Here is a 23343-nt window from a genome sequence, read left to right as displayed (position 1 = left end):
AATCGGGCTTGAATCGGGCTTGAATCGGGAGAGTACGGCGGCGTGAAGGCAGCGGGGCGCTCGGTGCGGACACGGCTTCGGGACCGCGTCGCCGCGTCCGACCCCGGGCTGCTGCGGTTGACGGCGGGGCTGCGGACGGTGGGCGCCATCGCTCTGGCGCTCGCGGTACTGGCCGTGTCCGGTGCGGACGACACCCATCTGGTGGCCGGCGCCATGACGGCGATGGTCGCCACCTTCGCCATCCGCGAGAAGGAGTCCCGGGCGCAGGCCGTCACCGTGGCGCTGGGCCTGCCCGTCGCACTGGCGTCGGTGTCGGTCAGCGCGCTGCTCAGCTCGCGGGTCGTCATCGGTGACGCCTTCTTCGTCGTGCTGATCTTCTGCGCCGTCTTCGTCCGCAGGTTCGGCGACCGCGGCACCGCGCTCGGGCTGATCGGCTTCCAGGTCTACTTCGTGTCCCTGTTCGTGGGCGCCGAGGTGTCGGCGCTGCCGGGGCTGTGGGGTGCCATCGCGGTGGCGTTCGTGTCCAGCGCGGTGGTGCGTTTCGCTGTGGTCCCGGCGACACCGGCGGGCGTCCTGCAGCGGCTGCGGCAGGCCTTCCGTGCCCGGCTGGCCCAGCTCATCGCCACGCAGACCGAACTGCTGGACACCGGCCCGGACGGCATCGAGAAGACGCTCGAGCACCTGCGCGACGGCACCGCGCGCCTGCACGAGACCGCCCTGATGATCCAGTCCCGGCTGGAGGAGGGCACTCCCGACGAGTCCACGGCACGTCTGGTGCAGCGGCGCATCGCGGACGCCGAGATCGCCGCCGAGCGCCTCGGCCTGCTGCTGCTGACCGCGCGCAGCGCCGAGCGGGCGGACACCCTGACCCTGCATCTGCCGGGCGCGCCGGCCCCCTCGGTGGGCCGCTCCCCGGCCCCCGGTGAGGCCACGGAGATCCTGCGCCGCGACCTCGGGGCGCTGCGCACCCTGGTGCTGCGGCCGCCCGCCGAGGCACGCGGCACCGCGCTGTCGCACCTGCGCAACCGGCTCCTCGGCTACCGGGACGAGGAGAACCTGCCCGAGGCGACCGCGGCCGTCCAGGACGTGTTCCGGGGCATCGGCGAGACCGCGCGTGCGGTCATGGGCCTGAGGATCGCCCTGGACGGGCCGCAGGACGAGTCGGACGACACGCCCGCGACCACCCGTTCCCGGGAGGAGCTGGACGCCGAGGACGCCGCCATCGACGCCGGTGAGGAAGCCGCGCCGAAGGAGGAGGAGCCGACCGGGCTGCGGCGGCCCACCACGCGCGCCGCGGTGCAGGTGTCGGTGGGATCGTCGCTGGCGATCCTGGGCGGGGAGTTCCTGTCCGCCGAGCGCTGGTACTGGGCGGTGCTCGCGTGCTGGATCGTCTTCCTGAACACGGCCTCCACCGGCGAGATCCTCGTCAAGGGCTACCGCCGCGTGCTGGGCACGATGCTCGGGGTGGTGGCCGGCATCGGGCTGGCGGGTCTGGTGGGCGGCCACACCTGGATCGCGTTCGGGCTGGTGCTGCTGCTCATCTTCGCGATGTTCTACACGGCACCGCTGTCCTACACGCTGATGTCGTTCTTCGTCACGGCGATGCTGGGGCTGCTGTACACCCTGCTGCACACCTACAGCCTGTCGGTGCTGCTGCTGCGCGTGGAGGAGACGGCGCTCGGCGCGGCCTGCGGGATCGTGGCGGCGGCGCTGGTGCTGCCGATACGCACGGACCGGCGTACGAACGAACTGCTCGGGACCGTGCTGGAGCGGCTCACCGACGTCACCGAGGGGGCCGTCGACCAGCTCAGCGGCGGGCCCGCGGCGGATCTGCTGGACACGGCGCGGGAGCTGGACCAGGCGCTGGGTGATCTGCGGGCCGCCACGCAGCCGCTCACCCATCCGATCACGCCGCTGCGGGCCCGGCGCGACACCGCCCGGTATGTGGTCGCGCTGCTGGAGACGTGCGCCTATCACGCGCGGTCCCTGGCCGCGACGGCCGAGCTGCTGCCCGCCCACCCCTCCATCGCCGCCGACCCGCGGCTGCGCGGGGCGGTGCGGCGTACGGTGCGCAACATCGAGGCGATCGCCGCCCGCGTCGCCGACGAGGACGCCGGGACCGAGGTGGAGACCGGGCCGAGCATCGCCTCGCTGCTGGCACCGGACGCGGCCGGGGTGCCGCGGTACGGCCGCATCACCGGCCGGGTACTGCGGCACCTGGAGCGCCTGGACGAGGCGGTCATGGGCCTCGCCCGGCCGCTGGGCGTGCCGGTCAGGACGCCGACGCGGTGACGGTCCGCGGCGCCGGCGCTCAGAAGTCGCTGGGCAGGCCGCTCGCCTCGGCTATGCCGCGCAGTTCCTCGTTCTGCACGTGGCGTTCCTTGAGGTAGTCCGCAATCTCCCCGAGGCGTTCGGGGTCGGAGGCGGTGGCCGCGTCGGTGACGACCCGCACCGGGCCGGTCTCGTCGGTGCTGATCTCGACGACCTCGTTGTCCAGTCGGCCCGTGACCGCGGTGGCGATGACCAGGGCGGCCTCGTCCCGGATCTCCTGGGGCAGCGCCTCGGCGTTGTCCCCGTCCAGGGAGAAGTCGATGGTGGGCATCTGGTGCTCGTCGATCGCCTGGAGGACGGGTTCCACCACGCTGAGCAGCAACTGGTAGTCGTGGGTCTCCATGCGTATGCGCAGGAGGTCGAGGTAGACGTCCACGGGACGTCCGTCCGGCGGAGGAATCTCGTGTTCGTTCATTCGCCCCGTGTTCCCCGTGCGGCGCGCCTCAGACGCGGCGCCATCGCGCGAGCGCGAAGGAGAACCCGCCGAACAGCATCAGACCTGCGGCGACGCAGATCAGGAGCCAGGGCCCGAGCGGGGTTTCGGCGAAGGAGCGCAGGGTGTCGTCGAGTCCCTTCGCCTTGTCGGCCTCGTAGTCGACGGCGGCCCGCACGGCGAAGGCGCCCGCCGCGGCGAAGACGAGCCCGCGTGCCGCGCCGCCCCCGACACCGCAGACGTCGACCAGCCGCCGGGTCCGGGGGCTCAGCGCGCCGAGCTTCAGCTTCTTGTGGTAGCTCCGGCGCAGCGCCTGTACGCCGATCACCACTCCGGCGACGACGACGGCGACACCGGCCGCGCCCACGAGCCACCGCCCGGCGGGCATCTCCAGCACCCTGGCCGTGACGTCCCTGGACTGCCGGTCGCTGGAGCCGCCGCCGCCGGTGCCGGCCGCGAAGGCCAGTACGGAGTAGGCGACGAAGGCGTAGAACACACAGCGGGCGGCGGCGGGCAGCCGCTTCTTCGCGGTGTGCCCGTCCTTGCCCGTGGCGCCGAACAGCGCCTCCGACAGCCGCCACAGCGCCATGCCGACGAGCCCGACGCCGAGCGCCCAGAGCAGCATCGCGCCGAACGGCTTGTCCGACAGCTCTGCCAGGGCGCCTCCCCGGTCCGCCTGCCGGCTTCCGGTGCCGAAGCCGATCTGCAGGGCCAGGATGCCGACCAGCAGGTAGATCACGCCGCGCGCGGTGAGTCCCGCCCGGGCGGCCCCCTCGGCGGCCGAACCGTTGGCCGCCCGCCTGGCGCGGCTGCGGCCGGTACGTGCCATGACACGTGCGTTCATGTGGTTCCTCCCCTCCCGAGACTCCGCATGCCCCGGTATCCTCCGCACACACCGGGCGGCGGGGCCCCGACCCGGGCGACGCGCGCCGCCCGTCGGCCGCCGCGGTCACCGTGACGCACGACTGCCCGCACGCCGCCTCGCGGCATACGGGCAGTCACGCCACCACACGTTCCCCGCCGTGGATCAGTCCGCCACGCCCGCGGGTTCGGCGACGGGTACGGGTACGGGCGTCGGGGTCAGGGCCGGGGCGGCCGCGAGCCAGCGGCGGGCGGCCTCCAGGGCCCGTGCCACGTCACGCGTGCCGGTCGACACGCACAGCGTGTACGCCAGGTCCCGGGTCCGGGGGCCCGGTGCGCCCGTGTCGTCGGCCCTCTCGCCCAGCACGGCCGCCTCGTACTCGTCGACGAGCCCGCGCAGCACCACGGGGTGAGGCATCAGCATCCGTTTCGTTCCTCCCTCGGTCCCGGTGGTCAGGTGCGCACCGGCCGGCCGGACCCGCGGCAGCCCGGCCGTCGGCCCATCGCCTCGTCGCGCACGCGGGCGCAGCTACGGCTGATGAGCCGCGAGACGTGCATCTGGGAGATGCCGAGGTGGTCGGCTATACGGCTCTGCGTCATGTCCTCGAAGAAGCGCATGTAGAGGATGGCGCGCTCCCGTTCGGGCAGCCTGCGCAGCCCCTCCTTGGCGGACTCGCGGTCGATCACGGTGTCGTACGAGGTGTCCGCCGCGCCGAGGGTGTCCGCGAGGCTGTAGCCGTCGTCGCCGGCCGACAGTTCGGCGTCCAGCGACAGCGTGCTGAAGCTCTCCAGCGCCTCCATTCCGGCGCTGACCTCGTCCTCGGTCAGTCCGGTGTGGGCGGCGACGGCGGCGACGGACGGTTCGGGGCTCCCCGGGCTCTGGGTGAGCTCGCGCCGTGCCACCCGCACCTTGTTGCGCAGTTCCTGGACCCGGCGGGGCACCCGCAGGGCCCACATCCGGTCCCGGAAGTGTCGCTTGACCTCTCCGGTGATGGTGGGCACGGCGTAGCTCTCGAAGGCTCCCCGCTCCGGGTCGAAGCGGTCGATGGCCTTCACCAGGCCGAGCGCCGCGACCTGGCGCAGGTCCTCGATGGACTCGCCGCGGTCCCGGAAGCGCCCGGCGATCCGGTGGGCCATGGGCAGCCAGGCCGTGACGAGTTCGTCGCGGACGGCGTCGCGTTCGGGCCCGTCCTCCAGGCCGGCCAGCCGGCCGAAGAGCGCCATGGTGTCGGGGGCGTCGTCGTGCCGGCGACGGTCGGGAGCCGCGGTGTGGGCGGGCTCGGCGGTCGCGGGACGGGTGGTGGGTGTTTCGATGAGCATGCGGCTTCGCTCCTGAACGGTGGTCTCAGGGGACATTCCGCGGGAACGGGGCTCTCCGGGCACTCGCCCGGAGGGCCGAAGCAGCCATACCGCTCCCGCTGCTGCGCCTCCGGTCCGAAGCACGAACTTGCGACTGCCCCCACCCCGGGGGAACAAACTCCGCTTTTCGAAAAGTACTCAGGACAGCGGAACGACCACGGTGATGCACTTGCCTCCCGAGGGAAGGTCTGCCACCCGCACGTCACGAGCGAGCCTGCAGACGATCGGCCAGCCCCGGCCGCCGACCCGGCGGCGCCCCTGGGGGTCGGTCCGGGGCACGGCCACCGGAAGGTCGTGGCTGCGGTCGCACACCGAGAGCCGGACGCCGGGTCCGACGACGTCGACCTGGAAGTCGGTGATGCCGCCGCCGTGCAGGATCGCGTTGGTGGTCAGTTCGGAGGCGACGAGCACGGCGTCCGAGAGGGCGCCCGCGTCGCACCCCGCACGGCCGTCGGTGCCGCAGCACTCGGTGACGACGCGTTCGACGGTCCGGCGTGCTTCGGCGGGTTTGCACGGCCGGTACCGCCGGCGCCGGTCCGCGCCGTACTGTTCGGCGACGGGTTCGGTCGTGTGCCTGTCACACATCCGTCAGCTCCCTGGTCGGTGGACGGGCCGGATCCGGTCGGCCCCACGCCGTGAATCCGCCGCAAGGCCTCGTTACTTCCGGCTGACCTCTGCCGGTAGCCCCAAACCTGCGGCCCTCCGTACGGCCCAGCGGCCATTCCGGCGCCCTGCGGGGGTAGGCGGAGTGCATGACGGATGTTGTGGACTCGGACGAACTGCTGCGCCGCATGCATCGCGCGAGGGCCTGTGCGGTGGAACAGGAGCGGGCCTGGCGCTCGCGGCGGGAGGAACTGCGGCCGACCGACCCGGAGGGTTCCCGGGAGGCCGCCGTACGGACGATCGCGTACGAGGCCGTCCTGCGGGTGCTGGACGAGGTGCTGACCCCGGGCCGGAACGCGCCGTGAGGAGCCGCGGCGCGGATTGACGGTGTTCCGGCCGGGAAACCGGGTCGGCTTGACAGCCGACTACACCCGAGCACCGGTCCCGGACGCCCTCGTCGCCCACCGCCGCGAGGGACGGCCGGCGTACACGCCGCCGGGACACAGGCAGGCGCGTGGAGCCGGCCCCGCGGTACGTGAGGTGCTCGGTGACGCCGTGCCGTGCCGCCCGGCGAGCGGCTGGGCGAGCCGGTCCTGCGCTGTCCGCGCAGCGGGCTGGACGGCGGGCCGTCCCGGCGTTAGGGGCGGCGGTCCGGTGAGTGAAATGGATCACGTGTCCCGGTACCGGTTTCACGGTGCACGCAGAGATGGTTTAGCGTTCACCCATACGTGGCGACGAAGTCGACCGGAACGTCCTTCGTACGTCACCGCTTACGGCCCTGGCTGGCTTCCCCCGTCCAGCCAGGGCTTTTTCACGCCCGCACGCCGCCGTCCCCGTCTCCGGCACGAAATCCGTACGGGATCCGACGTCCCGCCGAGGTGCTCGGGGCGCCGAGAGCGACTGAAATGGGCATAGGGAAAGCCCCGGAACCGAATCGCCGGCGAGGAGCCCCGTGCCATGACCAAAGCGATCAAACTCCTGACCGCCCTCCCCCGGCCCCAGCGCGAGCGGCTGATGGCGCTCGCCCGGGAGGTCTCCTTCCCGGAGGACGCCCGGATCTTCGAGGCCGGAGACAGGGCCGACCGCTTCTGGGTCATCCGCTCCGGCGCGGTCTCCCTGACCCAGCGGGTGACGTCCCTGCAGCGGGTCACGGTCGCCAGCCTGGGCGCGGGCGACCTGCTCGGCTGGTCCTGGCTGTTTCCGCCCTACGAGTGGGACTTCGGCGCCGAGGCCTTCAGCCCGGTGCGGGCCTACGAGTTCGACGCGGCCTCGGTGCTCGCCCTGTGCGAGGAGGACCCGCGCCTGGGCATCGTGCTGGTGCGGTCGGTCGCCGAGATCCTCGCGCACCGGCTGGAGACAACCAGGGGCCGGCTCATGGAGCACTACGCGCTGCACGGACGCGGCTCCCTGTGAGGCGCCGTCAGACGCGGTAGCGGCGCAACGCCGGCACCGCGGCCGCCGAGGCCGGCATCCCGACCACGACGAGCAGCCCGCCGCCGGCCACCGCCTCCCGCGGGCCCAGGGCGGAGCCCGCGCCGCCGTGCGGGACGTCGGCCGGGCGCGCCGCCCGCGACCACGACGGTGAAGACGCCCTGCATGCGCCCGCGCATCTCGTCGGTCGCGGCGGACAGCAGAATCGCGCCGCGGAACGCCATGGCGACCATGTCGGCGATGCCGGCCACGGTCAGGAACGCCACCGCGAGGCCACAGGCTGCCGCTCAGTCCGAAGCCGGTGATGGCGGCACCCCGGACGACGACCGCGCCGATCACCATCCAGCCGTGCCGGCGCGCCCGGGAGAAGGTGCCGGAGAACGGTCCGCCGGCCACCGCGTCGACGGGGATCGCCGCGAAGAGCAGGCCGAGGGCGAGTCCCTCGCCGTAGGGGGCGTAGGTGTCGGCGGCGAGTTGCGGGAACAGGGCGCGGGCCATGCCCCGGGACCATGGCGACGATGTCGGCCAGGAAGGACAGCGGCAGCACCTTGTGCCCGGCGATGTACGGCGATGTGGCGGAAGCCCGCCACGACCTCGCGCACGCCCGCGCGGCGCACCGCCGGGCCGCCGGACAGCGGTGGCAGGGGCGGGCAGCTTGTGGACCGCCCACACCGTGACGCGCGTGGCGGGCCCCACCCGGTGACTCCGCTAGGCTCCGGTGACCGCGCTCAGGCCCCGGCGGCCCCGCTCGGGCACCCGCGCCCCCGATCCGTCCCCCGTGGCCCCGCTCAGGCCCCGGCGACGAGCGTGACGCCGAGGACGATCATCGTGACGGCCACCAGTCCGTCGAGGACCCGCCAGGCGGCGGGCCGGGCCAGGAAGCGGCCGAGGTAGCGGGCGCCGAAACCGAGCGCGGCGAACCAGCACAGGCTGGCGACCACGGCACCCAGGCCGAACGTCCAGCGCAGCGAGCCGCGGTCGGCGGCGACCGAGCCGAGCAGGAACACCGTGTCCAGGTAGACGTGCGGGTTGAGCCAGGTCAGGGCCAGGCAGGTGAGGACCGCCCGCCGACGCGAGCCCGCAACGTCGCCGTCCGCCCGCAGCGCACCGGCGGGCCGGAACACCCGCCGGGCGGCCAGGGCGCCGTAGCAGAGCAGGAAGGCGCCGCCGATCCAGCCGACCGCGGTCAGCGCGCCCGGCCAGGCCACGACCACGGCGCCCACCCCGCCGACGCCCAGGGTGATGAGCAGGGCGTCGGACAGGGCGCAGATGCCCACGACGGCGAGGACCGCGTCACGGCGGATCCCCTGGCGCAGGACGAAGGCGTTCTGGGCACCGATGGCGACGATGAGCGAGAGGCCGGTGCCGAAGCCGGCGGCCGCGGCGGTGAGGGCGTTGGTCATGCCCTCGACGCTAAGCGGACGATCACAGTCGGTACAGCTAAAGATTCTTACGTATCCTTAGCTCTCGTGAAGACGAGCACGACGAGCACGACGAGCACGACGAGCACGACGGGCACGACGAGCACGACGGGCGCGACGGGCACCACGAGCACGACGGGAATGGCCACGGCCGCGTTCGCGGAACTGCCGCTCGACCAGGTGCGCACCCTGCTGGCCGTGGTGGACGAGGGCACGTTCGACGCGGCCGCCGCCGCACTGCACGTGACGCCGTCCGCGGTCAGCCAGCGCGTGAAGGCACTGGAGCAGCGCACCGGCCGGGTGCTGCTGCTGCGCACCAAGCCGGTACGGCCGACGGACTCCGGCGCGGTGCTCGTGCGCCTCGCCCGCCAGGTGGCCCGGCTGGAACGGGACGCGTACGCCGAGCTGGGGTTGAGCGGCGCCGGGGAGCCCACCCGGGTCTCGGTCGCCGTCAACGCCGACTCGCTCGCGACCTGGTTCCTCGGCGCGCTCACGCGGGTGTCGCAGGAGCCGCGACTCTGCTTCGAGCTGCGCCGCGAGGACGAGGACCACACGGCGGCCCTGCTGCGGGAGGGCGTGGTGATGGCCGCGGTGACCTCGTCGCCCGACCCCGTCCCGGGCTGCACCGTGCAGTACCTCGGCCGCATGCGGTACCTCGCCTGCGCCGGCCCCGGTTTCGCCGAGCGGCATCTGGACGGGCCGCTGCGGGAGTCGCTCGCCGAGGCCCCGGTGGTGGTCTTCGACCGGCGGGACGACTTCCAGGACGGCTTCGCGCGGCGCCTCGGTCATGACGGCGCGAGTTCCGCGCGGCACTACGTGCCGACGTCGGAGGGCTTCGCCGAGGCGGTCGCCGCCGGCCTGGGCTGGGGCATGGTGCCCGAACCGCAGGCGGATCCGATGCTGCGCGCCGGACGGCTCGTCGAGTTCGCCCCGGATCTGGCGGTGGACGTCCCGTTGTACTGGCAGCAGTGGAAGCTGGACTCCCCCGCGCTGGCGACGGTGGCCGGGGCGGTGGTGGGGGCCGCCCGGGAGGCACTGCGGCGATAGCCACGACGGCGCGGCCGAGGGCACAATGCCGGTTTCACTCCGCAGTCGACAGGTCACCCGCAACGGAGTAAGGCATTCCCGAAGGCGCGAACGATACCGATCGCAGGTGACTTTGATGGACAACTGGCGAGAGCACGCCGCGTGCCGCACGGAGGACCCCGACCTGTTCTTCCCGATCGGCACCACCGGCCCGGCCGCTTTGCAGACCGAGCAGGCGAAGGCGGTCTGCCGGAGCTGCCCGGTCCGGGAGCAGTGCCTGCGATGGGCGCTGGACACGGGACAGTCCATCGGCGTCTGGGGCGGGACCAGCGAACTGGAGCGCCGTGCGCTCAAGCGGCGCGAGTCCGTGCGCAGGAGGTCCGGCTGACCCCGGACGCGGCGCGGAGGGACCCTCGGCGGCCGCTGCGGCGCAGTGGTCCCCAGGGCCGCTCCTGGCGTCCACCTCGGCCCGGGCCTCGTCGATGACGTCCGGGTCGACCCGGCACGGCGGCCGGGCCGTCGGAGCGACGGAGTACCCGGCCGGCGCGGCGGACGATCGGCCGCGTTCCCGAACGGCTCACACGCCACCGGCATCCCGCGGGCACCGGACGTAGGCTCACGACGGCACCGCCTCGGAAGGAACCAGCCATGAGCGTCCGTGTGCACCGCGTCTACGACCCGCCCGAACCGGACGACGGCGTGCGCGTCCTGGTCGACCGGCTGTGGCCGCGGGGTCTGGCGAAGGACGCGGCGCACGTGGACGAGTGGCCCAAGGGGCTCACCCCGTCGACCGAACTGCGCCGTTGGTACCACGCGGGCGAGGGCTCCTACGAGGAGTTCGCCGAGCGGTACGAGGCCGAGCTGGCCGCCCCGGAGGCGGCGGAGCTCCTCGGCCACGTACGGGAGTTGGCACGCGAGCGGGACGTGACGCTGCTGACCGCGTCCAAGTCGCCCGAGGAGAGCCACGCCGCCGTACTGCTCCGCCTCCTGGACGAGGCGTGAGGAGGCGGAGGAACCGAAGGAGCCGGCGGGGCGGCTCGGTCGCTCAGCCGGTCTGCCGTGCCGCGGCCCGCCCCGCCGCCCGCCCGGAGAACAGGCAGCCGCCGAGGAAGCTGCCCTCGAGCGCGTTGTAGCCGTGCACCCCGCCGCCGCCGAAGCCGGCCACCTCACCGGCCGCGTACAGGCCCTCGACGGGCGTGCCGTCGGCGCCCAGGGCACGGGAGTCCAGGTCGGTCTGGATGCCGCCGAGGGTCTTGCGGGTGAGGACGTGCAGCTTGACCCCGATCAGCGGGCCCGCCGCCGGGTCGAGGATGCGGTGCGGGGCGGCCACCCGGCCGAGCCGGTCGCCGATGTAGCGGCGGGCGTTGCGGATGCCCTGGATCTGGGCGTCCTTGGCGTAGGGGTTGGCCAGTTGGAGGTCGCGGGCCGCTATCTGGTGCCGGATCGCGGCGGCGTCCAGGAGCGGCCTGTCGGTCAGGCGGTTCATCCCGTCGACGAGTTGCTCCAGGTTCGGCGCGGTCACGAAGTCGGCGCCCTCGCGCAGGAAGGCGTCCACCGGGCCCGGCGCGCCCTTGCCGAGGACGCGTTCGCGCAGGAACCCGGCCCGGTCCTTCGCGGTGATGTCGGGATTCTGCTCGGAGCCGGAGAGCGCGAACTCCTTCTCGACGATCCTCTGCGTGAGGATGAACCAGGAGTGGTCGTGGCCCGCGAGGTCCGGGGCCGTGCGCAGGTGCCGGAGAGTACCGAGGGTGTCGTAGCCGGGCAGGCATGGCTCGGGCAGGCGGCGGCCGAGGGCGTCGAACCACATCGAGGACGGTCCGGGCAGGATGCGGATGCCGTGGCCGGGCCAGATGGGGTCCCAGTTGCGCACGCCCTCGGTGTAGTGCCACATCCGGTCGCGGTTGACCAGGCGTGCGCCCGCCTCGGCGCTGATGTCGAGCATCCGCCCGTCGACATAGGCGGGGACGCCGGTGACCATCTCGGCGGGCGGGGTGCCGAGGCGCTCGGGCCAGTGGCGGCGGACGGTGTCGTGGTCGGCGCCGATGCCACCGGAGGTGACGATCACGGCCTGGGCGGTGAGTTCGAACTCGCCGACCGCGTCGCGGTTGGAGGCGACGCCGCGGGGCGAGTCGTCCTCGGCCAGTACCGTGCCGCGCACGCCGCGCGCGGTGCCGTCCTCGACGACCAGGTGGTCGACGCGATGGCGGTGGTGGAAGGTGAGCAGTCCGTCCCGCACGGCCTGCCTGGCGTACCGCACGAACGGTTCGACGACGCCCGTGCCGGTGCCCCAGGCGATGTGGAAGCGGGGCACGGAGTTGCCGTGTCCGCCGGCCCGGAGGTCGCCGCGCTCGGCCCAGCCGACGGTGGGCAGGAAGGTGATGCCGTGCCCGGCCAGCCAGGACCGCTTCTCCCCCGCCGCCCACTCGACGTACGCCCGTGCCCAGCGCACCGCCCAGGAGTCCTCGTCCTCGGTCCGGTCGAAGCCCGCGCTGCCCTGCCAGTCGCTCCAGGCCAGGGCCAGGGAGTCCTTGACGCCGAGGCGGCGCTGCTCGGGGGAGTCGACGAGGAAGAGGCCGCCGAAGGACCAGAAGGCCTGTCCGCCGAGGTTGGCCGCGTTCTCCTGGTCGACGAGGGCGACCCGCCGGCCCCGGCTGGTCAGCTCGTGGGCCGCGACCAGGCCCGCCAGTCCCGCTCCGACCACGATGACGTCGGCATCCATGGCGACCGTCCCTTCCTGTTCCGTGCGATGGGGAATCCGAGGAGATGCAAGGAGATGCGAGCGGATTCAAAGAGATTCAAGGGGATTCAACGGGCTTCGCCGCCGTCGGTGAGCAGCGCGGTGAGCAGTTGTCCCAGCCAGGCGCGGGCGTGCTCGACGTCCCGGTCCAGGAGGAGTTGGGTGGTGACTCCGTCGTACGCGGCGACCACGGCGTGCGCGGCGCCCTCGGCGTCGCGCAGCACGGCGGGCAGGGCGGTGCGCCCGCGCGCCCGGGCGAGCCGGTCGGCGATCGCGCGCCGCAGGCGCGCCCGGTGCTCCAGCAGGGTCCGCGCCACGGCCGGGTCGCGGGCGGCGTGCACCAGGAAGTCCGTCTTGACCACAAGCCAGTCCCGGTCCAGGAGCAGGACCTCGGTGACGCGGTCCACGGCGGCGGTCACGTCGAGGTCGGGCCCGTCGAGCGCGAGGGCGGCGGACACCTGCTCGGCGATCAGTCCGGCCCGTTCCCGGTAGAGGGCGAAGAACAGCTCGTCGAGGCTGCCGAAGTTCGAGTAGAAGGCACCCCGGCTGTACCCGGCGGCCTCGCAGACCTCCTCGATCGACGCCCGGCCGAACCCTTTGGCGGCGAACACCGCGAACGCCGCGTCCAGGAGGTTCGCGCGGGTCCGCACCCGACGCCTGGTCACCCGCCCGGTCGTCGCCTTCACCGCCGTCATCGGGCCTCCCGCCGTTCGATACGCGAATGTATCCGATACACCGGCGTGATCGAAGGGCCGCGGGCAAATCTAGAACACAGTTTCGAATCAGGAGTACGCTGATGCCATGACCACGCACCTCCAGGGCTCGCTCTTCGACCAGACGGACGAGGTCCGGCTCGGCTCGCTCGACGGGCTGCGCCGCACCGGCCTGGGCTCCGGGGCCTGGATCGACCTGCTCCCCGGGTGGCTGAGCGGCGCGGACGTGCTGTTCGAGCGGCTGGCCGCCGAGGTCCCCTGGCGCGCGGAGCGGCGCGCCATGTACGACCAGGTGGTCGACGTGCCCCGCCTCCTCGCGTTCTACGGCGCGGGCGACCCGCTGCCGGACCCCCTGCTGACCGAGGCGCGCGAGGCGCTGTCCGCGCATTACGCCGAGGAGCTGGGCGAGCCGTTCACCACGGCCGGGCTGTGCCGTTACCGCGACGGCCGGGACAGCGTCGCGTGGCACGGCGACCGGATCGGGCGGGGCGCGCGCCAGGACACGATGGTCGCCATCCTCTCGGTCGGCGCGCCCCGGGACCTGCTGCTCCGTCCGGCGGGCGGGGGCGGCGACACGGTGCGCCGCCCACTGGGGCACGGGGACCTGATCGTGATGGGCGGTTCCTGCCAGCGCACCTGGGAACACTGCGTGCCCAAGAGCACCCGCGCCGCGGGCCCCCGCATCAGCGTCCAGTTCCGCCCGCACGGCGTGCGCTGAGACCAGGGCGGTGCGCGCGCCGGGGGCGTGCGCTGAGACCAGGGTGGTGGGCGCGAAGGCCCGACGTCCTGCTCCCCGGGCACGGACCCGTCCACCACGGCCCGGTGAGGCGGCCGCGCGACCGGCCCGGGAACGGGCGTTCTAAAGTTCAGGGCATGGCCTTGCAGATCAGCGCCACCAATCCGGAGCACCCCGCGCTCCTGCTCGAACTGCCGTGGCAGACGCCGCTGGAGGAGTGGCCCGAGGAGTACCTCGTGCCACTGCCGCGCGGCATCTCCCGCCACATCGTCCGCTACGCCCGGGCCGGGGACGAGGTGATCGCCGTCAAGGAGCTGGCCGAACGGCCCGCGCTGCGCGAGTACCAGTTGCTGCGCGACCTGGACCGGCTCGCCATCCCCGCGGTGGACGCGCTGGCCGTGGTCACCGGCCGCACCGGCACGGCCGGCGAGGCACTGGAACCGGTGCTGGTCACACGGCACCTCGGCGGCTCGCTGCCGTACCGGTCGATGTTCGAGACGACGCTGCGCCCGGCGACCATGCACCGTCTGATGGACGCCCTGGCCGTGCTGCTGGTCCGGCTGCACCTGGCCGGGTTCGCCTGGGGCGACTGCTCGCTGTCCAACACGCTCTTCCGGCGGGACGCGGGCGCCTACGCCGCGTACCTGGTGGACGCCGAGACCGGCGAGCTGCATCCGCGGCTGAGCGAGGGGCAGCGCGACTACGACCTCGACCTCGCCCGGGTGAACATCAGCGGCGAGCTGCTCGACCTGGAGGCGTCGGGGGCGCTGCACCCGTCCGTCGACCCGATCGACTTCGGCACGGAGATCTGCGCCCGCTACCGGAGCCTGTGGGAGGAGCTGACCCGCACCTCCGTCTACCCGGCGGGCAAGTACCACTACATCGAACGCCGGATCCGGCGGCTCAACGACCTCGGCTTCGACGTGGCCGAGATGCAGATCGAGCACGCCTCCAACGGCGACACGGTCACCTTCGTGCCCAAGGTCGTCGACGCCGGCCACCACCAGCGCCAACTGCTGCGCCTGACGGGCCTGGACGCCGAGGAGAACCAGGCCAGGCGGCTGCTGAACGACCTGGAGAGCTGGATGGCCACCCAGGACGACTACGCCCCGGGCGACCCCCTGGGCGCCCGCCCGGAGGTCCTCGCCCACCGCTGGGTGCGCGAGGTCTTCCGGCCCACCGTGCGCGCGGTGCCGGTGGAACTGCGCGGCGCGATGGACCCGGCCGAGATCTACCACGAGCTGCTGGAGCACCGCTGGTACCTGTCCGAGCGGGCCCAGCACGACATCGGCCTCGACACGGCCGTCGCCGACTACGTCGAGCACGTCCTGCCCAAGGCCCGACAGACCCTGCAGCCGACGGCGGACTGAGCGCCGTACCGGCCCGTGTACCGGTCCGTCACGTGTGCGGAACCACCGCCACCGGGCAGTCCGCGTGGTGCAGCACGCCGTGCGCCACCGAGCCGATCCGGGCGCCGACGGCCGTACGGCGGGCCCGGCGGCCGACGACCGTCAACTGGGCCGCGCCGGCCACCGACAGCAGCACCTGCCCGGCGCTGCCCATCTCCACGTGCTCGATCACCGGAACCTCCGGGAAGCGCTCGCGCCACGGCGCGAGCGCCTCGCCGAGCGCCTTCCTCTCGTACGCCTCGAGCCCCCCGGCCTCGTCGGCGAGCGCCATCGAACCCGGGCTGTAGGTGAACACCGTGGGCAGGGCCCAGGCCCGCACGGCCCGCACGGTGGCGCCGCGCGCGGCCGCCGTCTCGAAGGCGAACCCGATCACGTCGGTGCTGTCCTCCGGTTCCCCCTGCTGGCCCACGACGACCTCGCGGCCGGCGGCCTCGCCCGCCCCGTCGTCCCCCGCCCGCACGAGGACGACGGGGCGGGGCGCCTCGGCGATCACCTGCTGTCCGACGGAGCCGAGCAGGAAGCCGACGACCGCCCCGTGGCCGCGCGAGCCGAGCACCAGCGTCCCGGCCTCGGCCGCGGCGGCCAGCAGCACGGCGACGGCGTCGTCGGCCTCGCGGACCTCCGAGGACACCGGGAGGTCCGGGTGCCGGCCGGTGACGGTCCGGACCGACTCGGCGACCGAGTCCCGTACCCACTGCTCCTGCGCGTCCCGGTCCCCCGCGCCGGCCGTGTCCCGCGCCTGCGGCCGCCAGGCGTGCACGACGTGCAGCGGCGCTTCCCGGCGGACCGCCTCCCGGGCCGCCCAGGCCAGTGCGGCCAGGCTCTCCTCCGAACCGTCGACCCCTGCCGTGATCGGGCGCGTCATGCGGGTCCCTCCCTGTGTCGCGGGCACGTCCATGGGGCCCAGTCTTCCCCACGCCGTCGCCCTGACTCCGCGGTGGGCGCGGGTGACCGCCGACACCGGCCGGGCCGGTCACGCTGGGACGCCGGTGGGCCGAGGTGCCCGGCCGGGCCGTGGTGAACCGCACCTGCGAGGCGTACACGGTCCGCCCCGAGGCTAACCGCCGCCGGGCTCTTCCGCGTGCCCGTGCCGGAGAGCGGCGAGTGCCGCGTGCCGGGCGCCCGTGGCGGCCCCGCTGTCCGCCCGAGCGGGGCCCGGCGACCGAACATACGATGGACCGCAGGCCGGTGCGGTGACGGGGACGCCGTGCCGTGAATCCGGCCGTTCGACGTGGGGGACGTATGGCACACGCCGACGGGGCGACGCGGACCGTCATCATGACCGTGGACGACGATCCGGGGGTCTCCCGCGCCGTCGCCCGTGACCTGCGGCGGCGCTACGGCGCCACCTACCGGATCGTGCGCGCGGAGTCCGGCGGGTCGGCGCTGGAGGCACTGCGCGAACTGAAGCTGCGCGGCGACCTGGTGGCCGTGATCCTCGCCGACTACCGGATGCCGCAGATGAACGGCATCGAGTTCCTGGAACGGGCCCTGGACGTGTATCCCGGCGCCCGCCGGGTGCTGCTGACCGCCTACGCGGACACCAACGCGGCGATCGACGCGATCAACGTCGTCGACCTGGACCACTACCTGCTCAAACCGTGGGACCCGCCGGAGGAGAAGCTCTACCCGGTCCTGGACGACCTGCTCCGGGCCTGGCGCGCCGGCGACCACCGGCCCGTGCCCAGCACCAAGGTCGTCGGGCACCGCTGGTCGGCGCGCTCGTCGGAGGTCCGGGAGTTCCTGGCCCGCAACCAGGTGCCGTACCGGTGGTACTCCTCCGACGAGCCGGAGGGGCGCCGGCTGCTGTCGGCGGCCGGGCAGGACGGGCTGCGGCTGCCGGTGGTGATCACGCCGGACGGGACACCACTGGTGGAGCCGGAGGCTCCGGACCTCGCCGCGCGGGTGGGTCTGGCGACGACCCCGACGGCCGACTTCTACGACCTGGTGGTGATCGGCGGCGGCCCGGCCGGGCTGGGCGCGGCCGTGTACGGGGCCTCGGAGGGGCTGCGGACGGTGCTGGTGGAACGGTCGGCGACCGGCGGGCAGGCCGGGCAGAGCTCCCGCATCGAGAACTACCTCGGCTTCCCGGACGGCGTCTCGGGCGGGCAGCTCACCGAGCGGGCCCGGCGGCAGGCGGCGAAGTTCGGCGCCGAGATACTCACCGCGCGCGAGGTGACCGGGCTGGAGGCGAGCGGCGCGGCCCGCATCGTACGGTTCTCGGACGGCTCGGAGATCGCCGCGCACAGCGTGATCCTGGCGACCGGCGTCTCCTACCGGCAGCTCACCGCTCCCGGCACCGACGACCTGACCGGCTGCGGCGTCTTCTACGGCTCGGCGCTGACCGAGGCCGCCTCCTGCCAGGGGCACGACGTGTACATCGTCGGCGGCGCCAACTCGGCCGGGCAGGCCGCGATGTACCTGTCCCGGGGCGCCAAGTCGGTGACGCTGCTGGTCCGCGGCGGCTCCCTCGCGGCGTCCATGTCGCACTACCTGATCCGGCAGATCGAGGAGACGCCCAACATCCACGTACGCTGCGGCACGGTCGTCGAGAGCGCGCACGGCGACGGGCACCTGGAGCGGCTGACCCTGCGCGACGCGGAGGGCGGCGGCACCGAACTCGTGGACGCCCAGTGGCTGTTCGTGTTCATCGGCGCGGCCCCGCTGACCGGCTGGCTGGACGGCACGGTACTGCGGGACGAGCGCGGGTTCATCCTCGCCGGACCCGACCTCACCCCCGACGGGCGGCCACCGGCCGACTGGGAGCTGGAGCGCCCGCCCTACCACCTGGAGACCAGCGTCCCGGGCGTGTTCGTGGCGGGCGACGCCCGCGCGGAGTCCGCCAAACGGGTCGCGTCCGCCGTCGGAGAGGGAGCCATGGCCGTCATGCTCGTCCACCGGTACCTGGAGCAGTCGTGAGCGGGCGGCCGATGCCGTGCAGCCCCGAGGAGATCGGGGAACTGTTCCTGTTCGAGAAGCTGACGCCCGAGCAGCTCGGTCGGCTGTGCGCCGCGGGCCGGGTGGAGCTGTTCGAGCCCGGGCCCGTGTACGCCGAGGGCGAGGACGCGACGTGCCTCTACGTGATGCTGGAGGGGTCGGTCGTGCTCTCCCGCAGGGTCGGCGGGGACGACGTGGAGACCAACCGCACCTCTCAGCGCGGCGTGTACGCGGGCGCGATGCAGGCATACGTCGGCGACCGGCTGCCGCAGGTCTACAACAACTCGATGCGCGTCACGGAGCCGACGCGGTTCTTCGTCCTGCCGGCGGCGACGTTCGCGGCCGTCATGCGGGAGTGGTTCCCGATGGCGGTGCATCTGCTGGAGGGGCTGTTCTTCGGGTCCAAGAACACCCAGCGGACCATCGGGCAGCGCGAACGGCTGCTGGCGCTCGGCTCGCTGTCGGCCGGCCTCACGCACGAGCTGAACAATCCGGCGGCGGCCGCCGTCCGGGCCACCTCGACCCTGCGGGAGCGGGTGGCGAAGATGCGGCACAAGCTCGCCGTCATCGCCGAGGGGCCGTTCTCCCGGGACGCGCTCGCGGGTCTCATCGAGATACAGGAGCGCACGGCCGAGCGGATCGCCAAGGCGCCCTCGCTCACCCCGCTGGAGGCCGCCGACCGGGAGGACGCCCTCACCGACTGGCTGGAGGACCACGGCATCGAGGGGGGCTGGCAGCTCGCGCCGACCTTCGTGCAGGCCGGCCTGGACACCGAGTGGCTGGACCAGGTGGCGGCGGCCGTGGACGAGGAGATGCTGCCGGGGGCGGTCGGCTGGCTCAACTACACGGTCGAGACCGAGCTGCTGATGGACGAGATCGCGGACTCCACCGCCCGGATCTCGCACCTGGTGGACGCGGCCAAGCAGTACGCGCAGCTCGACCGGGCGCCCTATCGGACCGTCGACGTCCATGAGCTCCTCGACAGCACCCTGCTGATGCTGTCGGGCAAGATCGGCTCCCGGATCGAGGTCGTCAAGCAGTACGACCGCACGGTGCCGCGGGTCCCGGCGTACCCGGCGGAACTCAACCAGGTATGGACCAACCTCATCGACAACGCGGTCTCCGCCATGCACGGCACGGGCGGTGACGGCACACTGACCGTGCGGACGGCTCTCCATCACGACCGGCTGCTGGTGGAGTTCCGTGACACCGGTACCGGGATCGCTCCGGAGATCCGCGAGCGCATCTTCGACCCGTTCTTCACCACCAAGCCGGTGGGCGAGGGCACCGGGCTCGGTCTGGACATCTCCTGGCGGATCGTGGTCGACAAGCACCATGGCACGATCCAGGTGGAGTCCGTGCCGGGTGACACCCGCTTCCAGGTGCTCCTGCCGCTCACCGCCGCCGAATCCGGACCGACCGAGGAGCCGGCATGACCCGTGACACCAGTGACACCAGTGACTCCGGAATCGACCCCACCGCCCGGCCCAGCGGCACCGGCTGCGCCGAATGTGACGCGGCGGGAGGCTGGTGGTTCCATCTGCGGCGCTGCGCGAGCTGCGGCCACGTCGGCTGCTGCGACAGCTCGCCGGGGCAGCACGCGACCGGCCACTACCGGTCCACCGGGCACCCGGTGGTGCAGAGCTTCGAGCCGGGCGAGGACTGGTTCTGGGACTACGCGACCAACGAGGTGCGGGAGTCCGGGCCGGAGCTCGCCCCGCCGGACAGCCACCCCGAGGACCAGCCGTCCCCCGGGCCGGCGGGGCGGGTACCGGCGGACTGGGCGCGGACGCTGAGCCGCTGAGCCGCGAAGCCGGTGCGCAGCGCGGCTCGGTCCGACGGCGTGGTCGGGCGGCCTCGGCCGGCGCCCTCGGCCCGGTTCCGGCCGGCTCCCTCATCCGGCCCCCGCTGTCCGGCTCCCTCGCCCGGCCCCCGCTGCCCGGCCCCCTCGTCCAGCGCCCTCGTCCAGCGCCCTCGGCCGGCTCCCTCGTCCAGCGCCCTCGTCCAGCGCCTTCGGCCGGCTCCCGCCGTCCGGCGGCCTCGTCCGGCGGCGCGGCCCGGCTGCGCGACCTCCGGAGCCCCGGCCCCCGAGCAGCGACCCGGTCGAACGGGCCGTCCGGTGGCGTGGCGGTGACGCGACGCCGCGGTGTGACCCGGTGCTTCCGGCCAGTGCCCCGGTCGCGCGGTGCTTCCGGCCGGTGCCCCCGTCACGCGGTGCTTCCGGCCGGTGTCCCGCTCGCGCGGTGCTTCCGGCCGGTGGCTCGATCCGGGACGCTCGTGCGCGGAGGGGCTGTCGGTCCCGCGTGCCAGGATGGGCGTCGTGCAGCAGACCTCTTTCACCAGCCCGCTCGTCGGCCGCGAGGACGAACTCGCGCGTCTCACCGGCGTACTGGAGCGCGCCCGCTCGGGGGAGGCCCGCGCGGTGCTGATCGCCGGGGACGCCGGGGTCGGCAAGACTCGTACCCTGGACGAGGTCGCCGGGCGGGCCGCCGCGGCCGGGACGGTCGTCCTCACGGGGCACTGCGTCGACCTGGGTGACGTGGGCCTGCCGTACCTGCCGTTCACCGAGATCCTCGGGGTGCTGGCCGCCGACGACCGGTTCGCCGCCGTGCTGGCCGCTCATCCGGTGGCCGGCCGGCTGCTCGGCGGCGGACCGGACGACGGGAGTGCCACCACGCGGTCGCGGCTGTGGCTGTTCGAAGGCGTGGTGGCCCTGCTGACCGAGCTGGCGGACATCGCCCCGCTGCTGCTGGTCCTGGAGGATCTGCACTGGGCCGACCAGTCCTCCCGGGACCTGCTGCGGTTCCTGCTCAGCCGGGGAGCCCTGCAGCGGTCGGCGGGCGGTGGGCCCGGGGGACGGCTCGCGGTGTTCGCCTCGTACCGGGCGGACGACCTGCACCGCCGCCACCCGCTGCGGCCCCTGCTGGCCGAGTTGGTACGGCTGCCCGCCGTGGAGCGGCTGGAACTGCGGCCCCTGCCCGACGCCGACGTGGCGCGACTGGTGCGCTCCCTGCGCGACCGGCCGCTGCCGGACACCACCGTGCACCGGATCGTCGAACGCGCCGAGGGCAACGCCTTCTACGCCGAGGAACTGGTCGCGGCCACGGACGCGCCCGCCGGGGGTGTGCCCAGCGGACTGGCCGACGTCCTGCTCATCCGGTTCGAGCAGCTTTCCGAGACCGCCCAGCAGGTGCTGCGCACCGCCGCGGTCGCCGGGCGCCGCGTGGGGCACGACCTGCTGCGGGACGCCGTCGGGCTGCCCGAGGACGAGCTGGAGTCGGCACTGCGCGAGGCCGTGGAGCGGCAGTTGCTCGTCTCCGGCGAAGGAGGCGCCTACTCCTTCCGGCACGCCCTCGCGCGGGAGGCGGTCTACGCCGACCTGCTCCCGGGGGAACGGGCCCGGCTGCACGGCGGGTTCGCCCGGCTGCTCGCCGCGCGGGACCGCCGCTCCGACAGCGCGGCCGAGCGTGCCCACCACTACCGCGAGAGCCACGACCTGCCCGAGGCGCTCGCCGCTTCCCTGGAGGCCGCCGACCACGCGCAGCGCGTCGGCGCGCCCGCCGAGGAGTTGCGGCACGTCGAGACGGCCCTCGACCTGTGGTCGGCGGTCGACGCCGGGGCACGGCCCGCCGGGCCCGACACCGTGACGCTGACGCTGCGCGCCTCGGCGGCCGCCGCCCACGCCGGGGAGCTGCACCGCGCGGTGTCCCTCACCCGGTCCGCGCTGGCCGGTCTCGGCCAGGACGCCGACCTGGAGCTCGCCGCGCGCGTCCGCTACACGCTCGCCGGGAACCTGCTGAGCGTAGACAATCTGTCGGCCGCGTTCGCTTACAGCAGCGAGGCGCTCGGACTGATCCCCGCCGAGCCTCCGTCGTCCACGTGGGTGTGGGCCGCGTCGACGCACGTCATGGCCGCCCGCCAGGTCGGGGAGAACGAGACCGCGCTGCGAGTGGCGCGGCGGGCCCTGCGGGTGGCGGAGGACCTGGGGGTCACCGATGCCCGCGCCGACCTCCTGATCTCCCTGGCCGGTCTCGAAGGCGGCAACCGGAGCACTCCGCAGGGCCGCGAGCGGCTCCTGGAGGCGAGGGAGCTGGCACGGCAGGCGGGCAACGCGCCGGTGGAGATGCGCGCGCTCTTCAACCTCGCCATCGGCTGCTTCGAGTCCGGTGACCTGGAGGAGTGCTCGTCCTGGGCGGCGGAGGGACTGGACCGGGCCCGCCGCTCCGGGCTGCTGTCCTCGCCGTACCCGCGGGAGATGCGGTATCTGCGGCTGCTGGTGCAGTACACGCTGGGCCACTGGGACGAGTGCGCGCGGGGGGCCGCGGACAATACCGGCGTGCTGCCCGCCGCGGGCGGTCACGCCGTCGGGCCCGGCCTATACGTGGCGCTGGCGCGCGGCGACTCGGTGGCGGCGGAACGTGCCCGCGCGATGCTGGAGGGGCCGTTCGACTGGATGGGCACCATGGTCGCGGGGATCGTGCTGACCGACGCCGCCGCGCTGCGCGGGGACGCGGAGGAGGCGGTCCGGTGGGCGCGCTCCACCGTCGAGACGCTCACCGACGACGCCGGCATACTGCCGGCCGTGACCGTCAGGCTCACCACCCTGGCCCTGTCCGCGGTGGCGGACACGGTCGTCGAACTGCGCGGAGCCGGTGACGAGGCGGTGGTCCGCCGCTGGACGGACTCCGCGGCGGACCTGCTGGAGCGGGCCCGGTCCTCCGCGGGGCACGGGATGGACGGCACGCCCCAGGGCCCGGAGGGTCAGGCGTGGCTGGCACGCGCGGAGGCGGAGTGGGCCCGGATCGCCGGGTCCGGACCGGACCCGGCGTCCTGGGAGAGGGCGGTGTCCGGGTTCGCGTACGGCGACGCCTACGAACGCGCGCGCTGTCGGCTGCGGCTCGCGGAGGCCCTGCTGGCGGCCGGCCGCCGCACCGAGGCGGCCGCCGAGGCCGACACCGTACGCCGGGAGGCCGACCGGCTCGGCGCGACGCTGCTGCGCGAGCGACTGAACGACCTGGTCCGCCGCGTCCGGCCGGCGACGGACACGGCGCCCGCCGGCGACCGTGCGGCGGTGCTCACCGCACGTGAGCAGGACGTGCTGCGGCTCCTCGCCCTCGGCCGCAGCAACCGCCAGATCGGCGAGGAACTGTTCATCAGCGCCAAGACGGCGAGCGTCCACGTCTCCAACATCCTGGCCAAGCTGGAGGCGGCGAGCCGCACGGAGGCGGTGGCGGTCGCCTACCGGCAGGGCCTGATCACTCCGGAAGCGACGACCTCGACCTGACCCCGGACTCGGGACCGACCGCGGCTCGGACCGGCCCGGGTGACGGGCGGTCACGACGCGTC

The 23343-nt window shown here is 73.9% G+C and carries 21 protein-coding genes and 1 pseudogene; 12 read left to right on the top strand and 10 right to left on the bottom strand.

Features of this window, described 5'->3' with window-relative positions; translation table 11 throughout:
- Positions 1 to 42: 42 nt before the first annotated feature.
- Positions 43 to 2292, top strand: coding sequence for an FUSC family protein (locus B1H29_RS33760; protein ID WP_055420331.1), 2250 nt, complete (start codon positions 43 to 45; stop codon positions 2290 to 2292).
- A gap of 19 nt (positions 2293 to 2311) precedes the next feature.
- Here B1H29_RS33760 and B1H29_RS33755 read toward each other — a convergent pair whose 3' ends face one another.
- The 5 genes from B1H29_RS33755 to B1H29_RS33735 all read right to left on the bottom strand — a co-directional run bounded on the left by B1H29_RS33755 (position 2312) and on the right by B1H29_RS33735 (position 5569).
- Complete coding sequence (locus tag B1H29_RS33755) at positions 2312 to 2746, bottom strand: hypothetical protein (RefSeq protein WP_055420332.1); 435 nt, start codon at positions 2744 to 2746, stop codon at positions 2312 to 2314.
- Between the two features lie 28 nt (positions 2747 to 2774).
- The gene (locus B1H29_RS33750) at positions 2775 to 3608 is read right to left on the bottom strand and encodes a DUF1206 domain-containing protein (protein WP_055420333.1); all 834 of its coding nucleotides are present in this window, start codon (positions 3606 to 3608) and stop codon (positions 2775 to 2777) included.
- Between the two features lie 183 nt (positions 3609 to 3791).
- Entirely contained in the window at positions 3792 to 4049 is a 258-nt protein-coding gene (locus B1H29_RS33745) for a DUF5133 domain-containing protein (protein ID WP_055420334.1), read from the bottom strand.
- A gap of 29 nt (positions 4050 to 4078) precedes the next feature.
- The gene (locus B1H29_RS33740) at positions 4079 to 4945 is read right to left on the bottom strand and encodes a SigB/SigF/SigG family RNA polymerase sigma factor (protein ID WP_055420335.1); all 867 of its coding nucleotides are present in this window, start codon (positions 4943 to 4945) and stop codon (positions 4079 to 4081) included.
- 177 nt (positions 4946 to 5122) lie between these two features.
- The gene (locus B1H29_RS33735) at positions 5123 to 5569 is read right to left on the bottom strand and encodes an ATP-binding protein (protein WP_055420336.1); all 447 of its coding nucleotides are present in this window, start codon (positions 5567 to 5569) and stop codon (positions 5123 to 5125) included.
- A 167-nt stretch (positions 5570 to 5736) separates the two neighbouring features.
- On the opposite strand from B1H29_RS33735, the gene B1H29_RS33730 reads away from it, so the two are divergent.
- Together B1H29_RS33730 and B1H29_RS33720 are read left to right on the top strand one after the other, a co-directional pair.
- Positions 5737 to 5952 (top strand): hypothetical protein, encoded by a 216-nt coding sequence (locus tag B1H29_RS33730; RefSeq protein ID WP_055420337.1) that lies wholly within the window; start codon positions 5737 to 5739, stop codon positions 5950 to 5952.
- A gap of 592 nt (positions 5953 to 6544) precedes the next feature.
- Complete coding sequence (locus B1H29_RS33720; RefSeq protein ID WP_055420338.1) at positions 6545 to 7000, top strand: cyclic nucleotide-binding domain-containing protein; 456 nt, start codon at positions 6545 to 6547, stop codon at positions 6998 to 7000.
- A 7-nt stretch (positions 7001 to 7007) separates the two neighbouring features.
- Here the strand turns inward: B1H29_RS33720 and B1H29_RS39645 are convergent.
- Both B1H29_RS39645 and B1H29_RS33710 read right to left on the bottom strand, forming a co-directional pair.
- Positions 7008 to 7696, bottom strand: a pseudogene (locus B1H29_RS39645) (MFS transporter); the annotation flags it as partial.
- A 110-nt stretch (positions 7697 to 7806) separates the two neighbouring features.
- Positions 7807 to 8421 carry a LysE/ArgO family amino acid transporter gene (locus B1H29_RS33710; RefSeq protein WP_055420339.1) on the bottom strand — a complete coding sequence of 205 codons (615 nt, stop codon included), beginning with the start codon at positions 8419 to 8421 and terminating at the stop codon, positions 7807 to 7809.
- Between the two features lie 159 nt (positions 8422 to 8580).
- Between B1H29_RS33710 and B1H29_RS33705 the strand changes: the two genes are divergently transcribed.
- The 3 genes from B1H29_RS33705 to B1H29_RS33695 all read left to right on the top strand — a co-directional run bounded on the left by B1H29_RS33705 (position 8581) and on the right by B1H29_RS33695 (position 10467).
- Positions 8581 to 9486: a LysR family transcriptional regulator ArgP gene (locus B1H29_RS33705; protein WP_055420340.1), complete on the top strand. Its 906-nt coding sequence runs from the start codon at positions 8581 to 8583 to the stop codon at positions 9484 to 9486.
- A 115-nt stretch (positions 9487 to 9601) separates the two neighbouring features.
- Positions 9602 to 9853, top strand: coding sequence for a WhiB family transcriptional regulator (locus tag B1H29_RS33700; RefSeq protein ID WP_055420341.1), 252 nt, complete (start codon positions 9602 to 9604; stop codon positions 9851 to 9853).
- A 260-nt stretch (positions 9854 to 10113) separates the two neighbouring features.
- Positions 10114 to 10467, top strand: a complete 354-nt coding sequence (locus B1H29_RS33695) for a DUF488 domain-containing protein (RefSeq protein WP_055420342.1) — start codon at positions 10114 to 10116, stop codon at positions 10465 to 10467.
- A gap of 43 nt (positions 10468 to 10510) precedes the next feature.
- On the opposite strand, the gene B1H29_RS33690 is transcribed toward B1H29_RS33695, so the two are convergent.
- Both B1H29_RS33690 and B1H29_RS33685 read right to left on the bottom strand, forming a co-directional pair.
- Positions 10511 to 12184, bottom strand: coding sequence for an FAD-binding dehydrogenase (locus tag B1H29_RS33690; protein ID WP_055420343.1), 1674 nt, complete (start codon positions 12182 to 12184; stop codon positions 10511 to 10513).
- Positions 12185 to 12270: 86 nt separating this feature from the next.
- Positions 12271 to 12897, bottom strand: a complete 627-nt coding sequence (locus B1H29_RS33685; RefSeq protein ID WP_055420344.1) for a TetR/AcrR family transcriptional regulator — start codon at positions 12895 to 12897, stop codon at positions 12271 to 12273.
- Between the two features lie 106 nt (positions 12898 to 13003).
- Here B1H29_RS33685 and B1H29_RS33680 point away from each other — a divergent pair, with 106 nt between their 5' ends.
- Together B1H29_RS33680 and B1H29_RS33675 are read left to right on the top strand one after the other, a co-directional pair.
- Complete coding sequence (locus tag B1H29_RS33680; RefSeq protein WP_055420345.1) at positions 13004 to 13633, top strand: alpha-ketoglutarate-dependent dioxygenase AlkB; 630 nt, start codon at positions 13004 to 13006, stop codon at positions 13631 to 13633.
- Between the two features lie 155 nt (positions 13634 to 13788).
- A complete protein-coding gene (locus B1H29_RS33675; RefSeq protein ID WP_055420346.1) occupies positions 13789 to 15021 on the top strand; it encodes a DUF4032 domain-containing protein in 1233 nt (410 codons plus the stop codon).
- Positions 15022 to 15049: 28 nt separating this feature from the next.
- Here B1H29_RS33675 and B1H29_RS33670 read toward each other — a convergent pair whose 3' ends face one another.
- The gene (locus B1H29_RS33670) at positions 15050 to 15925 is read right to left on the bottom strand and encodes a universal stress protein (protein WP_055420347.1); all 876 of its coding nucleotides are present in this window, start codon (positions 15923 to 15925) and stop codon (positions 15050 to 15052) included.
- 377 nt (positions 15926 to 16302) lie between these two features.
- Between B1H29_RS33670 and B1H29_RS33665 the strand changes: the two genes are divergently transcribed.
- The 4 genes from B1H29_RS33665 to B1H29_RS33650 all read left to right on the top strand — a co-directional run bounded on the left by B1H29_RS33665 (position 16303) and on the right by B1H29_RS33650 (position 23281).
- Positions 16303 to 17979 carry an FAD-dependent oxidoreductase gene (locus B1H29_RS33665; protein ID WP_055420348.1) on the top strand — a complete coding sequence of 559 codons (1677 nt, stop codon included), beginning with the start codon at positions 16303 to 16305 and terminating at the stop codon, positions 17977 to 17979.
- Positions 17976 to 19433 (top strand): ATP-binding protein, encoded by a 1458-nt coding sequence (locus B1H29_RS33660; RefSeq protein WP_055420349.1) that lies wholly within the window; start codon positions 17976 to 17978, stop codon positions 19431 to 19433. The genes B1H29_RS33665 and B1H29_RS33660 overlap by 4 nt, the downstream gene beginning before the upstream one ends.
- Positions 19430 to 19801 carry a UBP-type zinc finger domain-containing protein gene (locus B1H29_RS33655; RefSeq protein WP_055420350.1) on the top strand — a complete coding sequence of 124 codons (372 nt, stop codon included), beginning with the start codon at positions 19430 to 19432 and terminating at the stop codon, positions 19799 to 19801. Before B1H29_RS33660 ends, B1H29_RS33655 begins: the two co-directional genes overlap by 4 nt.
- 507 nt (positions 19802 to 20308) lie before the next feature.
- The gene (locus tag B1H29_RS33650; RefSeq protein ID WP_079160607.1) at positions 20309 to 23281 is read left to right on the top strand and encodes a helix-turn-helix transcriptional regulator; all 2973 of its coding nucleotides are present in this window, start codon (positions 20309 to 20311) and stop codon (positions 23279 to 23281) included.
- Positions 23282 to 23343: the final 62 nt, after the last annotated feature.

It is taken from the genome of Streptomyces pactum (assembly GCF_002005225.1).
GTDB classification, from domain to species: Bacteria; Actinomycetota; Actinomycetes; order Streptomycetales; family Streptomycetaceae; genus Streptomyces; species Streptomyces pactum_A.
The sequence above is the reverse complement of the archived record's forward strand: the minus strand, read 5'-3'. Positions and strand labels throughout refer to the sequence as shown.

Excerpts from the sequence above, each read along its gene's own strand:
- B1H29_RS33755 (WP_055420332.1), bottom strand. The coding sequence starts at position 2,746 with ATGAACGAACACGAGATTCCTCCGCCGGACGGACGTCCCGTGGACGTC.
- B1H29_RS33750 (WP_055420333.1), bottom strand. The coding sequence starts at position 3,608 with ATGAACGCACGTGTCATGGCACGTACCGGCCGCAGCCGCGCCAGGCGG.
- B1H29_RS33745 (WP_055420334.1), bottom strand. The coding sequence starts at position 4,049 with ATGCTGATGCCTCACCCCGTGGTGCTGCGCGGGCTCGTCGACGAGTAC.
- B1H29_RS33740 (WP_055420335.1), bottom strand. The coding sequence starts at position 4,945 with ATGCTCATCGAAACACCCACCACCCGTCCCGCGACCGCCGAGCCCGCC.
- B1H29_RS33735 (WP_055420336.1), bottom strand. The coding sequence starts at position 5,569 with ATGTGTGACAGGCACACGACCGAACCCGTCGCCGAACAGTACGGCGCG.
- B1H29_RS33730 (WP_055420337.1), top strand. The coding sequence starts at position 5,737 with ATGACGGATGTTGTGGACTCGGACGAACTGCTGCGCCGCATGCATCGC.
- B1H29_RS33720 (WP_055420338.1), top strand. The coding sequence starts at position 6,545 with ATGACCAAAGCGATCAAACTCCTGACCGCCCTCCCCCGGCCCCAGCGC.
- B1H29_RS33710 (WP_055420339.1), bottom strand. The coding sequence starts at position 8,421 with ATGACCAACGCCCTCACCGCCGCGGCCGCCGGCTTCGGCACCGGCCTC.
- B1H29_RS33705 (WP_055420340.1), top strand. The coding sequence starts at position 8,581 with ATGGCCACGGCCGCGTTCGCGGAACTGCCGCTCGACCAGGTGCGCACC.
- B1H29_RS33700 (WP_055420341.1), top strand. The coding sequence starts at position 9,602 with ATGGACAACTGGCGAGAGCACGCCGCGTGCCGCACGGAGGACCCCGAC.
- B1H29_RS33695 (WP_055420342.1), top strand. The coding sequence starts at position 10,114 with ATGAGCGTCCGTGTGCACCGCGTCTACGACCCGCCCGAACCGGACGAC.
- B1H29_RS33690 (WP_055420343.1), bottom strand. The coding sequence starts at position 12,184 with ATGGATGCCGACGTCATCGTGGTCGGAGCGGGACTGGCGGGCCTGGTC.
- B1H29_RS33685 (WP_055420344.1), bottom strand. The coding sequence starts at position 12,897 with ATGACGGCGGTGAAGGCGACGACCGGGCGGGTGACCAGGCGTCGGGTG.
- B1H29_RS33680 (WP_055420345.1), top strand. The coding sequence starts at position 13,004 with ATGACCACGCACCTCCAGGGCTCGCTCTTCGACCAGACGGACGAGGTC.
- B1H29_RS33675 (WP_055420346.1), top strand. The coding sequence starts at position 13,789 with ATGGCCTTGCAGATCAGCGCCACCAATCCGGAGCACCCCGCGCTCCTG.
- B1H29_RS33670 (WP_055420347.1), bottom strand. The coding sequence starts at position 15,925 with ATGACGCGCCCGATCACGGCAGGGGTCGACGGTTCGGAGGAGAGCCTG.
- B1H29_RS33665 (WP_055420348.1), top strand. The coding sequence starts at position 16,303 with ATGGCACACGCCGACGGGGCGACGCGGACCGTCATCATGACCGTGGAC.
- B1H29_RS33655 (WP_055420350.1), top strand. The coding sequence starts at position 19,430 with ATGACCCGTGACACCAGTGACACCAGTGACTCCGGAATCGACCCCACC.
- B1H29_RS33650 (WP_079160607.1), top strand. The coding sequence starts at position 20,309 with ATGGGCGTCGTGCAGCAGACCTCTTTCACCAGCCCGCTCGTCGGCCGC.